Origin of the sequence: Runella zeae DSM 19591 (genome assembly GCF_000423565.1) — a bacterium.
Taxonomy (GTDB): Bacteria; Bacteroidota; Bacteroidia; order Cytophagales; family Spirosomataceae; genus Runella; species Runella zeae.
This window is the reverse complement of record NZ_KE384038.1, coordinates 146202-160784: the sequence shown is the minus strand read 5'-3', so window position 1 is coordinate 160784 and position 14583 is coordinate 146202. Positions and strand designations below refer to the sequence as shown.

Below are 14583 nucleotides of genomic sequence, written 5' to 3'. Positions count from 1 at the left end.
TTTGAAAAAACTGGGGTTAGTATTTGGGAGGGCTTTTCCCTAACTTTGTAAGTTTAGCAACCAGCCACATGAACGTAGTTAACCAATCGCAACATTCTTCTCAAATAGACTTCGAAGCCATCAGTCCGAAGCAATACATCATCATCAAAGGTGCCCGTGTCAACAATCTAAAAAACATTGACCTAGTGATTCCTCGCAACAAGCTGGTGGTAGTTACGGGGGTGTCGGGAAGCGGAAAATCATCCCTTGCTTTTGACACGCTCTTTGCTGAGGGGCAGCGTATGTATGTTGAAAGTCTCAGTAGTTATGCGCGTCAGTTTTTGGGAAGAATGGAAAAACCCGAAGTTGACTACATCAAGGGCGTATCTCCTGCGGTAGCAATCGAACAAAAAGTAAATACCCGAAATCCACGCTCTACTGTTGGTACTACCACCGAAATTTATGACTATCTAAAATTGCTCTTTGCCCGAGCAGGCATTACGTATTCTCCCATTTCAGGGCTGGCTGTTCGTAAAGATACCGTCACTGATGTGGTGAATTTTATCCTTAGTCATGATGAAGGCACGCGTATCATGGTGCTTGCACCTCTCCTCATCAAAAATGACCGTACCCTTTCGCAAGAATTAAACATACTACTTTCAAAAGGATACACAAGAGTAGTAATTAAGGAAGAGATACGGCTCATCGAAGAGTTACTGGAAGAAGAAATCAGCACTGGCTCCGCCGATTTATGTATTCTTATTGACAGGACTGTCGTAAAAAAAGAGGATGAGGACACTCAATTTAGGCTTTCGGATTCGGTTCAAACCGCATTTTTTGAAGGCGAAGGAATATGTTTGGTAGAAGTGATTGGTAGTGAACGTCGTGAATTTTCGGATCAATTTGAGCTCGACGGTATCAAATTTGAAGAGCCAAGTGTCAATCTTTTTAGTTTCAACAATCCATACGGAGCTTGTAAGCGCTGCGAAGGTTTTGGGAAGGTACTAGGATTGGACCCTGATTTGGTGATTCCCGACAAAAACCTTTCTATTTTTGAGGGAGCCATCGCTCCTTGGCGTACCGAAAAAATGAGTGAGTGGCTTGCCCCACTTTTAAGGCATGGTATCCGATTCGACTTCCCGATTCATCGTGCTTATAAAGATTTGACCGACGCCCAAAAAACCGTTTTATGGACTGGTAATGAATATTTTGAAGGTTTAAATCATTTCTTTGAACATCTCGAATCACAAACTCATAAAGTACAATACCGCGTCATGCTTTCTCGCTACCGTGGTCGTACTACCTGTCCTGAGTGCCGAGGCTCACGGCTGCGTAAAGACGCAAGCTACGTCAAAGTAGGAGGGGCTTCTATTACAGACTTGGTGTTGATGCCGATTTCGGAAGTGCTGAGTTTTTTCAAAAATCTCCAACTTTCAGAATACCAATACAGTGTATCCAAAAGGATATTGGTCGAAATAGAAAATCGTCTTGAATATATGGAACGGGTAGGTTTAGGCTACCTCACCCTCAACCGCCTTACCAATACACTCTCAGGTGGCGAATTTCAGCGTATCAAACTTGCAACTTCTTTAGGAAGTGCTTTGGTAGGCTCTATGTATATTTTGGATGAGCCTAGTATTGGGCTTCACCCCCGCGATACCCGTAAACTTGTGGGAGTACTTGAATCGTTGAGAGATATGGGCAATACGGTCATAGTGGTCGAGCATGAAGAAGAAGTAATGCGAGCCGCTGACCAAATTATCGACATTGGCCCTGATGCGGGCAACCTCGGAGGAGAGGTAGTATGGCAAGGAAACTGGGCCAATATCAACAATCTCCAAGAAGATACGCTATCTCACACCGTACGATTTTTGAGAGCTCAAGACCAGATTCCTGTGCCCACCTTCCGCCGTAAGGCTACACATTGGCTCGAATTGACAGGAGCTCGCGAAAACAATTTAAAGGATATAGATGTAAAATTTCCTTTAGGAACACTGACCGTCGTTACAGGCGTATCTGGTTCTGGAAAATCAACACTTATTCGTAAGATTTTGTATCCAGCCTTAGCTCGTCAAAAAGGAGAATATAACGAAGAAGCTGGAAAATATACCAATCTAACCGGTAGCCTAGACCGCATCGACAACCTTGAGATGGTCGATCAAAATCCTATCGGGAAGTCGTCGCGCTCCAATCCCGTCACTTATATCAAAGCCTATGATTATATCAGGCAAATGATGAGCGAAGTACCACTTGCCAAAGCAAGGGGTTATAAGCCTTCTCATTTTTCGTTTAATGTAGAAGGGGGCCGCTGCGAAACCTGTCAAGGAGAAGGCCAAGTAAAGATAGAGATGCAGTTTATGGCCGACATTTATCTTAAATGTGAGGCTTGCGGAGGCAAACGCTTCAAACAAGAAGTGCTAGATGTACGGTACCAGAAAACGGATGGGAAGTCGGTAGATATTGCCGAAATACTTGATATGACTATCAGCGAAGCTATTGAGTTTTTTCAGGATACAGAGCCCAAGCTAGCCGACCGCCTTATGCCCTTGCAAGAAGTAGGACTGGGGTATATCAAACTTGGACAGTCTTCAAATACTCTTTCGGGAGGAGAAGCCCAAAGGGTAAAGCTTGCTTTCTTTTTGAGTAAATCAAATCCTAATCAAGGAAGGTCATTATTTATCTTTGACGAACCCACCACTGGCCTGCATTTTCATGACATTCAAAAGCTATTAAAAGCTTTCAACGCCCTTGTCAATCAAGGGGATACGGTGATGGTGATTGAACACAACGTGGAAGTGATAAAATCGGCCGATTGGATTATTGATTTAGGGCCAGAAGGGGGCGACAAAGGAGGATACATTACTTTTACAGGTACTCCCGAAGAAATGACCCTCCTTTCTGATAATTATACAGCGTCGTTTTTGAAGGAAAAAATGAAGACTATTTCACAAAAATAGCGAGCGTTGTTCCTTCATAGACACCTAAATTTGCGTCTCTTACTTGCTCCATGATGGGGCGGAGAGCGCAAGTTGCTTCGTCGATACAATCATCACACTTTACATAAAAGTGAAGGGATACACAGGGCGTGGGAGCGATAGGTCCATCAATCACCCTAATCACTTGTGCAAAGTTAACTCGTGAAGGCTCTACTCGTAAAAGGTATCCACCACCTTTGCCTTTTTGGCTTGACAATATCCCATGATTCCGTAATTCTAGTAAAATTGCTTCCAAAAATTTCTTGGGAATATTTTCCCTTTCTGCAATATGAGAAATCAAAACAGGTCCTTTTCCGTGTTCTTCGGTCAAAACCTTTAAGGCTTTAAGGGCGTATTTGGCTTTTTTAGAAATCATTTTTTCTTTAAATTAAGTTAGGAAAGTTATTCATGTAAGTTGAGGGATACTATAGGTTTGGTCAAAAGCAAATTTACTCGATTAATTTTATATATTTTAACCAATAAAGACATTTTTTATGTAGAATTACTGTCAAAATACTCAATAAAGAAAGCCATTGTACCTTAATTGTAACAATATACGTTCTCTTTACTTTCCTTTTCCAATGTCTTTACTTGACACTCACTCCCTTGTACTTTCCCTCAAGCCTTACGGTATGGATTAGCTCAGCCTGTCCTTAAAACTTTCATAGCCATAAGTTCTTACCAATTTAAATGAGTTGTCGGCTTGCCATATCCCAATCGAAGGCAGATTGACACCATTAAAAGTGGTCGTTTTGACCATAGTGTAGTGAATCATATCTTCAAAAACCAATTTACTTCCAATCTCCAACGGCTCATCGAAAGAATAATCTCCCATGAAGTCACCTGCTAAGCAAGTCATTCCACCTAAGCGATAGGTAGGCTTGCCCGCTTGAGGCTCATGATAAGCCCCCACAATGCGAGGCTTATAGGGCATTTCGAGGGTATCAGGCATATGCGCAGCAAAAGAAGTATCTAAAATAGCCACTTGTATGCCTTGGCTATCAACAATATCCAACACACTAGAAGTCAGATAGCCTGTCCGCCATGCAATCGCCGAACCAGGCTCCAAAATCACTTCAAGTCCATACTTTTGTTTGATTTTTTTGATGAGCATTATCAACTTCGGAATATCATATCCTTCTCTAGTCATCAAATGCCCTCCTCCCATGTTGAGCCATTTGGCTTGGTAAAGCAAATCTCCAAAACGACTCTCTAAAGCATCTAGGGTACGTTCCAATACATCTGAGCCATTTTCACATAAAGTATGAAAATGAATACCTTCTATTCCGTCGGGAAGCGTTGCGCCAAAATGATCCCGTGTCACACCCAAGCGCGACCCTGGCACGCAAGGGTTATACATATCTGTTTCTACTTCCGAATACTGCGGATTTACTCTAATCCCACAAGACACCTGTTTCTGAGGATGTGTTTGGTTATGATGTTTAACATACCCTTTAAAGCGCTCCCATTGGGCTAAAGAATTGAATGTAACGTGGCTACTGCGTTGCAATACCTCCTCAAACTCCGCTTCTTGATAGGCAGGTATGTAGGTATGAGATTGGTATCCTAGATAATCGTTGATAAGTTTAATCTCATTGAGCGAACTAGCGGTGGCTCCCGGCAAATACTCTTTAACAATCGGAAACACACTAAACATCGAAAATCCCTTCAATGCCAAAATAATATGACATCCGGCTTCATCCATCACTTTCCGAATCAGCGTAAGGTTTTGACGAAGTAGTTTCTCCTCTAGCACAAAACAAGGAGACGGAATCTGAGAAAAATCTATAGACATAGCATAAATGGATTAAGGCCGCAAAGTTAGAAAAATCATATTGGAAACATTTATTAAATTCATGTTGTATTATAATAGGAAACCTACTACTATACAATTCTGTTTAGCCATCCATGAATGAGGCAGGAGAATTTTCACCTACTTTTATTCTGTAGAAACAGCTCTACGTGATACTATTATTAAGATTTGGACAAAACTAACAGTCAACAAACCATGAAAATTGGATTAGTACTTTCGGGCGGCGGAGCCCGTGGCATCATGCATTTAGGGGTCATCAAAGCATTACAGGAAAAAGGCATACGTCCTGATTATATTGCAGGTACGAGTGCAGGCGCAATTGCGGGCGCGTTGATTGCTCACGGATACACTCCCGACGACGTATTGGGGATTCTACTAAAAACTAATTTTCTAAAATATATCCGTCCTTCCTTCAATGGGCCAGGGCTTTTGCGAATGCACAAAGCCGAAGAACTCTACAGAGAATTGTTGCCTCACAATAGTTTTGAAAAACTTCAAATCCCGCTATTTGTGGCAGCCACTGATATTGAGGCGGGTGAGATTGTGTATTTTGATTCAGGCGAACTTATCTATCCTCTGATGGCCTCTAGCTGTTTACCGGGCATTTTTGAGCCTATTCGTTACAAAACACAGCTATTTGTAGATGGGGCTGTCTTAAATAACTTACCCATAGAGCCTCTCCTTGATAAAAAAGTAGATATCATCATAGGAGCCAATTGCAACCCCTCTTCACAAGACAAGCCGCTCACTTCAACTCGCAATGTGGTAGAACGTAGCCTAATGCTAGCTGCTAGAAACAAAACCCAAGAGCGTCTCCGGCAATGCCACTTAGTCATTGAGCCCAAAGAGGTAGGAAGATTCGATATTTTTGATGTCAGAAAGGCCAGAGAGATATTCACTATTGGATATAGAGAAGTATTAAAATCGCCTGAGCAGCTCATGTACCTAGAAAAACTCCTCCTTTCTTAGAAAGCTCGTTCTAAAATTATTGCTAAAAGAGACAAACTCCCTTTTTCTTTAGACCAATCAAGGGTCTTCTACTCCAAAAAAGTAAAATAAAAATACTCTTTAAGTCTGAATTTATTGTACTTTTTAAAGAAATTTACAAATATTAATATTCCAGTATTTTTATGATTTTACAGTGATTTAATAGCCCAAAAAAAATACAATACCCAAGAAATTTGCTTAAAAAAGCCGTTTTTAACCATATTTTCTTCGGCATCTTACTTATTTACAGTCTATTTTTTTTGAAAAAATAGACTTTTATCAAATTTACTGGTTATTGGAAATATGATATAGTTTATTTTACTTTACGAGAACAAACATTTTCTTAACCTAACTAAATCTTTTTATGAATCCAAATTATACACTTTATCTTCTTTACTCTTCTTAGTTATTCCTACTACATCGGAATAATAACATTTTACTTAGATTTTTTTTGATTATTACATCGATCTTCCTCTTTGCTGAAGGAATTCGATGAAGGTATTCTATTGCTTTTATTTCCAAACAACTAGCGTTGTTTGTTCGGTGTGCGCTTACGCGGTTTTTAATAATAACTTAATCTAAACAAACTAAATCACCTTTATGAGGAAATCTCTATTTCTGAGCTTTCTTTTAGCCTGCGTTTCATGGATTTCTTTACAAGCCCAAGAGCGTCAGGTTACTGGAAAGATCACCTCGGCAGAGGACGGAACGCCGCTGCCAGGCGTGTCGGTAGTTGTAAAAGGTACAACCAAAGGTACCAATACAGACGCTGACGGTAAGTACTCAATTATGGCTACCAATAGCTCTACTCTTGTCTTCAGCTTTGTAGGTACGCTTACCCAAGAAATCGGGGTAGGAAATCGCTCGGCGATTGATGTAAAATTAGCTTCAGACACCAAACAACTCACCGAGGTAGTCGTAACAGCTATCGGGATTCAACGTGAGAAAAAAGGCTTGGGCTATGCCGTCACCAACGTCGGAGGCGAATCACTCCAACAACGCTCTGAGCCTGACCCACTTAGAGCTCTCTCTGCCAAAGTTCCTGGGGTAACAATCGTGGGAGGTGGTGGCGCCCCTGGTCAAGCCACTAAAATCAACATTCGTGGTTTCAACTCGTTGACTGGTAGCACTCAGCCTCTTTTTGTAGTAGATGGTATTCCTTTTGATAACTCTGTAAGTGCTGGTGGAGCAGGTAGTTTTGCAAATAATACTGGCGCGTCAAACCGTGCTTATGACATCGATCCCAACAACATTGAGTCTATGACCGTGTTGAAAGGTGCAGCAGCAGCAGCCTTGTACGGCTCGCGGGCGGTCAATGGGGTCATTTTGATTACTACCAAAGCCGGTAGTAAAAAGGCTCGTAAAGGCCTAGAAGTAAGCTATAACATGTCTTACAATACTGAAAAAATCTCCTCTTTACCCGAATATCAAAATGCTTATACCCAAGGTTCTAATCAGAACTATAGTGGTACTTTTATTGGAAACTGGGGACCTCCAATGCCTGACTACGTTGACAAAATCAACCAACAGTATTATGATGGGCAGCCTCGTTATACCAAAACTTACAGCACCTATCGCTTTGGCCCTGATGCTGGCAAACCCTACCCAGATGGTTTTGCTGAACATCAGCTCAACCTCAACCAAAACTTGTGTGCGATGTATCCTGAGCTATGTGACCAATATGGCAACGGTATTGCCCAACCTGTAATGGCGCATGATATAGTAGGTGGATTTTTCCAAACGGGTCAGTTATGGGAGAATGGTATTAATATCAGCTCGACTGGCGACAAGACTTCCCTCAATGCTACTATTTCTCGTATGACCAATGACGGTATTGTACCTAGCCAAAAATCAAGCCGTACCAACTTGAGCTTCGGTGGAAACGCCACTCTTGCCAACGGTCTCACTGTCTCTGGAAACGTTAACTACGTAAATACTACAACTGCTAACCCTCCCCTTGGAGCTGGGTATTATACTGATTATGGCGGATTCAGCAACGAAGGTTCTATCTTCGGACGTTTGTATTATTTGCCACGTAACTACAATTTGAATGGGTATCCTTTTGAAGATCCCCGGAACGGTGCCAACTTATTTTACCGTTCGGGTCTTGACAACCCACTTTGGAGTATCAAATACAACAAAGGGACGAGTGAAGTAAACCGCGCTTTCGGTAATTTAGCGTTATCCTATGATGTTACGCCTTGGTTCAATATTTTGCTCAAAGGGGGTATCAATACTTATAGTGACCGCCGTATCCGTAGTACTGCCAAAGGAGGTACTGCTCAGCCACTTGGTTTTATTCGTAACCAAGATGTAGGCTTTATGGAGCAAGACTACAACCTTATCATGAGCTTCAACCGTGAGTTTGGTGAAAATATTTCTTTCCGTGCTTTAGCAGGTGGTAACCTTAATCAACGCTTTAACCGTAGTCAAACGATTTCGGCAGTTGATATTATTTCTCGTGGCCTCGACAAAGCAAGTGCAACGGCTTCTCAAATCGTAACTGAAGACTTTACGTCTCTACGTCGTCTGTATGGTGTATATGCCGATGTGTTGATAGGTTACAAAAACATGGTGTTCTTAGGGTTGACTGGCCGTAACGACTGGTCTTCTACCCTGCCTGCCGACAATCGTAGCTATTTCTACCCTGCGGCTACTTTGTCTTTCAATTTTACGGATGCTTTCCAAATGCCTTCGTTTGTTGATAATGGTAAACTACGCATAGGATATGGCAAAGTAGGTAGCGACACCGATCCTTACCGCCTCCAAACGGTATATCCACTTGGCGTAGCGTATCGTAACTTTGCAGGACAGACGTTCTACCGTGCTAGTTTGAGCGACCGTGCCAACAATGCCACTCTTCGTCCAGAGTTTAAAAGTGAGCTAGAGGTCGGATTGGAATTAAGTTTCTTGAAAAACCGTATCTCTGCCGACATTACTTGGTTCAACTCCGACGCCAAAGACCAAATTATTGCTCAACGTGTAGCCGCTTCTTCTGGTTTTACAGAGCAAATCGTAAACGCAGGCTGGATTAACAACAAAGGGTGGGAAATCTCCTTAAATTTAGTTCCTGTACGTCTTGCTAATGGTTTTGAGTGGTCGAGCAGCTTTGCCTTTACTCGTATTCGTTCTCTCGTAAAAGATGCTGGTCCTCAAGGCTCTATCTTCCTAGGTGGAACTGGTACCTCTGCCTTAGGTACTATTCACAAAACAGGCTTTCCTTATGGTCAGATTTTCGGAACGCAAAATGCGCGTGACAAAGACGGCAACTTGCTAATCAACGAACTAGACGGCTTGCCTTATGCTTTGCCTACGTCACAAATCATCGGAGATCCTAACCCTAATTTTACATTAGGTTGGACCAATACATTCTCATGGAAAGGTATCAACTTGGGTGTTTTACTTGATTACCGCGATGGAGGTCAGATGTGGTCATCTACTGCTGCTTCTTTATTGTTGCGTGGGATGCTCAAATTCCAAGAAGATCGTGAGGCTCTGCGCGTAGTACCTGGCGTATATGGTGACAATACCAAGTTTACTACTGATCCTGCCACTGGCCAAACTTATGGTACACCTGTATTGGGAGATGACGGCAAGCCGTTGGTCAACACTACGGGTATTACGGCTTTTGACTGGCACTTCTCTCGCGGATTTGGAGCGTATGGTCAAGATGAAGTAAACGTCTATGACATTACCACTATTCGTGTTCGCGAGATTTCATTGGGATATACTATTCCTAAAAAATGGTTGACCAAGACTCCATTTGGAAGCGCCCGCGTATCTGCATCAGGTCGTAACCTCTGGTTCCGTTCACCCAACTTGCTCAAAGGTTTAGGGTTTGACCCTGAAGTACTTGGCTCATTCCCTGATTCAAATATCCAAGGGTTTGACTTAGGTGCTCAACCTTCAACACGTCGTTTTGGGGTAAACTTGAATCTCACGTTTTAATCTAACCAATGAGAATGCACATGAAAAGAATTTTAAAATATATCCAACGTACCGCCTTGGCCTTAGGGGTAATGATGGTAGTAGGTAGCTGTAACATGTTTGATCTTAACATCAATACAGACCCTAACAACCCCTCCAAAGCTGACTTTGCCTTGTTGTTGACTTCTTCACAGCTTAGTACTCTAGGATTTTTCAACAACTTTAACAACGACGCCCACGGTTTTATGGGTGTTATGTCAAGTTCTGATTCTTATAATTTGAGCAACAACTCCTACAATGGAGGCTGGAATGATTTTTATTCCAATGGAGCCAAAGACCTAGAAGAAATCATCAAAGCTGCCGAAGCTAATACCTCTGCTCAATATTATCTTGGAATAGCTCAAGTAATGAAGGCTTATCACTTCGGTCTGTTTGTCGATTTGTTTGGGGATGCTCCTTACTCAGAAGCATTTGCTGGAAACTACGAAGCTGCTAACATTAACCCTAAATTTGATGCTGGAAAGGATATTTATGAAGACCTCATCAAACTCTGTGACGCAGCAATTGCCAACTTCGCCAAAACAGGCCAAGCTACTGTAAGTGGTGACTTGTACTATGGTGGAAATATTGCTTCTTGGACTCGTCTAGCTAATACTGTCAAATTGAGATTGTTGATTAATACTCGTTTGGTACGCAACAATGCCGCCGCAATCAACGCTATCTTGACAAGTGGTAATTACATCCAAACTGCCGCACAAGATTTCCAATTCCGCTACAACCGCCTAGCCAACCCAGAAGGTCGTCACCCTTGGTTCCAAGGTGGATACGTGTCCAATCCAAGTTCATTCACTTACTTCTTACACCAGTATATGTACGAAATGTTGTTGGATGATGACCCACGTTTTCCATTTTACTTCAAGCGTCAGACTACTGCTATCTTGAATCCAAATGACCAAGGACAAGCCAATACCATTCCATGTTCACAAGCTTCAGGATGTACGTATGCTTATTTTGTGTTGAACCAAGATATCATCAAAGCGCTTTATACCGACAAAGGCAAGCCTTTCACAAACAATGACCGTTTGTTTTTGGCGGGTATCTTTGGCCGCGACCGTGGCGACATCTCGGGGGTTCCGCAAGATGTAAACTTCCGTACGTCTCCTGGTGCTTATCCTGCGGCTGGTGCTTATGATGCTTTGACATACAATGCCGCTGGTACACTTACCGCTGCTACTACTGGTAACACCGCTGCTTCACGGGCAGGGGATGGTATCACACCTCTTATCACAAGCTGGATGACCAAATACTACCAGATTGAAGCTATTTTGTCAGGGATCTCTACTGGCGATGCACGTAAGCTTTTTGAATCTGCCATGCGTGAGCAAATAGCTAAAGTAGTATCAGTAGGCTCCGCAGCAGACGCAGCGGCAATTGCGCCCACTACTGCTGCCATTGACAAATATGTCAACCTCTACTTGAAACGCTATGATGATGCGCCAAACGACGCCCAAAAGCTAAACATCGCTTTGAAACAAGCATGGTTTAGCAACTTCGGGAATGGTCATGAGATGTATACAGCATTCCGTCGCACAGGCTATCCTAACGATATCCAAAAGCCTATCGCTCGTTTCCGTCAGTTCCCATTGCGTTTGCCTCAACCTCAGCAAGAAACCGACCTCAACAAAAGCGCACCTAAAAGCCCAGTGGCGTTTGATACACCAGAAGCTGCTGTTTTCTGGGATGTGTTGAAGTTTAAGTTCCAATAATTTAAAACCTGAGAGAAATATGAAAACGACGAAGATACTAGCTTCTTTTTTATCAACAGCTCTCGTGGTAATGTTTGCCTGCGAGAAGCCCGAATTAGATCCCAACCTCACTCCAGAAGGAAATGCTAACGCTTTTGGAACGTTTATTGTAAATGGACAACCTCAGAAAACGCCATTTGCGGCAAGTGCTACCCTCAATAGAGGAGCCGATGCTTTGTCACGTACTATGACGGCGTGGGCTACAGCACCAGTAGATGCCCAAATCCGCTGGAATTCTATTGACAAAACAGTAAATATCACTAAAATTGATATTTATGTCACTTTTACCGAAGCATATTTAGCAGCCGACGGTTCGACAACTACCGCCAACCACGGCCTCAAATTGTTGACTACGCTCAATGGGCCTGCCCTTCGTACTGATGTGAAGTTTAGTATTCCTTATACTCAAATCTACGATTTGTATAAGGCCGCTACTTTCAAATATGACGGAAAAACGGATACCCAAGTTTTTGGTGCTGCTTCTAAACGTACAGCTACTGCTCCTTTCTTGGCAGGACGTACAGCTACCAACGGAAAAGCATTGGCGGGAGACTTGTTTACATTTACTTGGAGATTGACCAGCGACAAAGGTCTTGTGTATCGTAGCTGGAGCCCTTCGGTATGTACCGAAGTACAAGGTGCCAACTGCTCTATGGCCTTACGTGTCAACTAAATCGTATTCTATCTTTAACAAAACAGGGTGGGCGAAAGCTCGCCCTGTTTTGTTAAAGATAGAATCTGTAGTTTTGTTTTATTAAATCTCCTTTGGGCATGAAATTCTTCATTGTATTTTGGTTGACATTTGGCATAGCGTTTTTGGGGTTTACCCAACAAAAAATCACCTATACCGAACATATACAGCCTATTATAGCCAAAAACTGCGTGATGTGCCATCGTCCGGGGGGTATTGGCCCTTTTAGTTTACTTTCCTACGAAGACGTAGCCAAACGCTCTGAGTTTGTAGCCAAAGTGACTCAAATCAAATACATGCCTCCTTTTCCTGCCGATAAAGCTTTTCAACATTACGCTAATCAACGGGGATTGGATTCTATCCAGATTGGCCTTATCCAACAATGGGTAAATAAGGGAAGTGTGGAAGGGAAAAAGAAAAAAAACGCTTCTCCTTCATTACCAAACACCCCTCTTTCTCTCTCTTCCCGAACGCCAGACTTAACCCTAAAAATGGCCAATGCTTTTACGATTCCTAATACAGGCATCGAAGAGTTTAGGTATTTTCACATTCCGACTCATCTCACTAAAGACGTTATGGTAGAGGCGATTGAGTTTGTACCGGGCAATCGCAAAGTAGTTCATCATAGTAGAGTGATGATAGATACAAGCGGGCGTATGAGCGGCTTAGAAGGAATGGAAGCTTCTGACCCTCGGCTGGTAGAATTTCAGAAAATACCGATGGCTGACCAATTTTTATATGGATGGGTGCCTGGCAATGACCGCATACAGTTTCCGACGGGAGTTGCCAAAAAGATACCAGCTCGCGCCAACTTAGTGCTCAATATTCACTATTCTCCTTCTTCAAAAATACAAACCGACCAATCGACGGTCAATCTTTATTTTGCCAAAGCGCCCGTCAAACGCGAGATTCAGTCTATGATTTTTTATGAAGAAGACATTACCAATCCTCCTTTTTATATTCAGGCCAATGCCCAACCCAAATTTTACATGAGCAAAGGCCCGATTCAAGAAGATATTTCGGCGATTTCGGTACTGCCTCATATGCATTGGCTGGGCAAGTCATTTAAGGCATTTGCCATTACCCCTGATGGAGATTTGGTGCCTTTGATAAAAATTGATAATTGGGATTTTAATTGGCAAATGACCTATCAGTTTTCTACTTTACTTCCTATTCCGAAAGGGTCGGTCATCATCGCCGAAGCCGAATATGATAATACGGAAGCCAATCCTCTCAATCCCTTCAAACCTACCCGCGATATATCGTACGGATGGAGCTCTACATCAGAGATGATGGAGATGGTACTTTACTATGTCAAATACCAGCCCGGCGACGAAACTCTCAAGCAATAAGTCTCCTACTGATATAAAATAGCTCTTTCGACCTTAGGAGGAAGTGGCCCTACCGTGCTTATTTTGAGTGCCGCAATATTGGCTCCTGCTTGGGCACATTCGGCGGGCGATTTGCCATCAAGCCAAGCCGTCAAGAATCCCGCCCAATATGAATCTCCTGCCCCCGTAGCATCTCTGACTTCGATAGGGCGGCCGGCGATTTCGACGTATTCTTTTCCAAAATTAGAAGAAACAATGCTTCCTTTTCCTCCCAAAGTCAGGCAGACCAACTGGGCACCCATTCCATGAAAAGCACTGATAATCTCGGAATTGGAACGTGGTTCACCAAAAATACGCTCCGCATCATCTTCACTCAATTTGACAAAAGCCCCATTTTTACAATAATCGGCAATCACTTTTTGCGCTTGGGAGCGGTCGGGCCATATTTGAGGAGCATAGTTTGCATCTAAGCTCACAATACATCCGGCGGCTTGGGCCCTTTGTGCTGCCTCCACTATGGTATCTTGCGCAGGTGCCTGACTCAACGCAAAACAAGTCGTATGAAAGAAAGAAGCATTTGTCAGCAACTCATCAGTAATGTGAACAGGATGAATCATACGGTCGGCAGTACGATAGGCAATAAAATCGGGCGTTCCTTTCGTACGCGATACCAGCACTATACTCGTAGGAGCCACGCCATCGGTGGCAATATAGGCAGTATCCACGCCTGTTTCGGCCACTTTTTGGGTTAAGTAAGCACCCAAATTATCGTTGCCTACACAGGCTACCAGAGCTGTAGAATTGCCTAGGCGAGCCATATTAGCAGCCAAGTTTGCGGGGCTTCCACCCTGAAATCTCCTGAAAGTTTCGGTATCCGACAGATTTTGCGTAAATTCTGTTCCAATCAAGTCAGCGAGCAGTTCTCCCACCGCGACGAGGGCGTATTTTTTAGGTATCATAGGTTATAGGAAAGATTTCCGCAATTTATATTTAAACTTGACACGTTTGCAAAACCCTCATGGAAGATATTGAGTCTTGCTCAAAGTCAATTGTTTTTTGCGGCCTTATTAGCTAT

At 42.9% G+C, this 14583-nt stretch carries 9 protein-coding genes; 6 read left to right on the top strand and 3 right to left on the bottom strand.

What is annotated here, in order from left to right; all coding sequences use genetic code 11:
• The first annotated feature begins 68 nt into the window (after positions 1 to 68).
• Complete coding sequence (uvrA, locus tag G563_RS0123470; RefSeq protein ID WP_028667480.1) at positions 69 to 2936, top strand: excinuclease ABC subunit UvrA; 2868 nt, start codon at positions 69 to 71, stop codon at positions 2934 to 2936.
• Here uvrA and G563_RS0123465 read toward each other — a convergent pair.
• Positions 2920 to 3330 carry an RrF2 family transcriptional regulator gene (locus tag G563_RS0123465; RefSeq protein WP_028667479.1) on the bottom strand — a complete coding sequence of 137 codons (411 nt, stop codon included), beginning with the start codon at positions 3328 to 3330 and terminating at the stop codon, positions 2920 to 2922. The genes uvrA and G563_RS0123465 overlap by 17 nt on opposite strands.
• 261 nt (positions 3331 to 3591) lie before the next feature.
• A complete protein-coding gene (nspC, locus tag G563_RS0123460; protein WP_028667478.1) occupies positions 3592 to 4749 on the bottom strand; it encodes a carboxynorspermidine decarboxylase in 1158 nt (385 codons plus the stop codon).
• Between the two features lie 213 nt (positions 4750 to 4962).
• On the opposite strand from nspC, the gene G563_RS0123455 reads away from it, so the two are divergent.
• The 5 genes from G563_RS0123455 to G563_RS0123435 all read left to right on the top strand — a co-directional run bounded on the left by G563_RS0123455 (position 4963) and on the right by G563_RS0123435 (position 13529).
• Positions 4963 to 5736 (top strand): patatin-like phospholipase family protein, encoded by a 774-nt coding sequence (locus G563_RS0123455; protein ID WP_028667477.1) that lies wholly within the window; start codon positions 4963 to 4965, stop codon positions 5734 to 5736.
• A 618-nt stretch (positions 5737 to 6354) separates the two neighbouring features.
• The gene (locus G563_RS0123450; RefSeq protein ID WP_028667476.1) at positions 6355 to 9702 is read left to right on the top strand and encodes a SusC/RagA family TonB-linked outer membrane protein; all 3348 of its coding nucleotides are present in this window, start codon (positions 6355 to 6357) and stop codon (positions 9700 to 9702) included.
• 20 nt (positions 9703 to 9722) lie between these two features.
• Positions 9723 to 11447 (top strand): SusD/RagB family nutrient-binding outer membrane lipoprotein, encoded by a 1725-nt coding sequence (locus tag G563_RS0123445; protein ID WP_028667475.1) that lies wholly within the window; start codon positions 9723 to 9725, stop codon positions 11445 to 11447.
• 19 nt (positions 11448 to 11466) lie between these two features.
• Positions 11467 to 12159 (top strand): hypothetical protein, encoded by a 693-nt coding sequence (locus G563_RS0123440; RefSeq protein WP_157585565.1) that lies wholly within the window; start codon positions 11467 to 11469, stop codon positions 12157 to 12159.
• A gap of 98 nt (positions 12160 to 12257) precedes the next feature.
• The gene (locus G563_RS0123435) at positions 12258 to 13529 is read left to right on the top strand and encodes a monooxygenase (RefSeq protein ID WP_063828433.1); all 1272 of its coding nucleotides are present in this window, start codon (positions 12258 to 12260) and stop codon (positions 13527 to 13529) included.
• 5 nt (positions 13530 to 13534) lie between these two features.
• Here G563_RS0123435 and G563_RS0123430 read toward each other — a convergent pair whose 3' ends face one another.
• Entirely contained in the window at positions 13535 to 14467 is a 933-nt protein-coding gene (locus G563_RS0123430) for a carbohydrate kinase family protein (RefSeq protein ID WP_028667472.1), read from the bottom strand.
• Positions 14468 to 14583 lie beyond the last annotated feature (116 nt).

Bases quoted from the DNA above. Each gene is read 5' to 3' on its own strand.
- G563_RS0123435 (WP_063828433.1), top strand. From the start codon at position 12,258: ATGAAATTCTTCATTGTATTTTGGTTGACATTTGGCATAGCGTTTTTG.
- G563_RS0123465 (WP_028667479.1), bottom strand. From the start codon at position 3,330: ATGATTTCTAAAAAAGCCAAATACGCCCTTAAAGCCTTAAAGGTTTTG.
- nspC (WP_028667478.1), bottom strand. From the start codon at position 4,749: ATGTCTATAGATTTTTCTCAGATTCCGTCTCCTTGTTTTGTGCTAGAG.
- G563_RS0123440 (WP_157585565.1), top strand. From the start codon at position 11,467: ATGAAAACGACGAAGATACTAGCTTCTTTTTTATCAACAGCTCTCGTG.
- G563_RS0123430 (WP_028667472.1), bottom strand. From the start codon at position 14,467: ATGATACCTAAAAAATACGCCCTCGTCGCGGTGGGAGAACTGCTCGCT.
- G563_RS0123450 (WP_028667476.1), top strand. From the start codon at position 6,355: ATGAGGAAATCTCTATTTCTGAGCTTTCTTTTAGCCTGCGTTTCATGG.
- G563_RS0123445 (WP_028667475.1), top strand. From the start codon at position 9,723: ATGAAAAGAATTTTAAAATATATCCAACGTACCGCCTTGGCCTTAGGG.
- G563_RS0123455 (WP_028667477.1), top strand. From the start codon at position 4,963: ATGAAAATTGGATTAGTACTTTCGGGCGGCGGAGCCCGTGGCATCATG.
- uvrA (WP_028667480.1), top strand. From the start codon at position 69: ATGAACGTAGTTAACCAATCGCAACATTCTTCTCAAATAGACTTCGAA.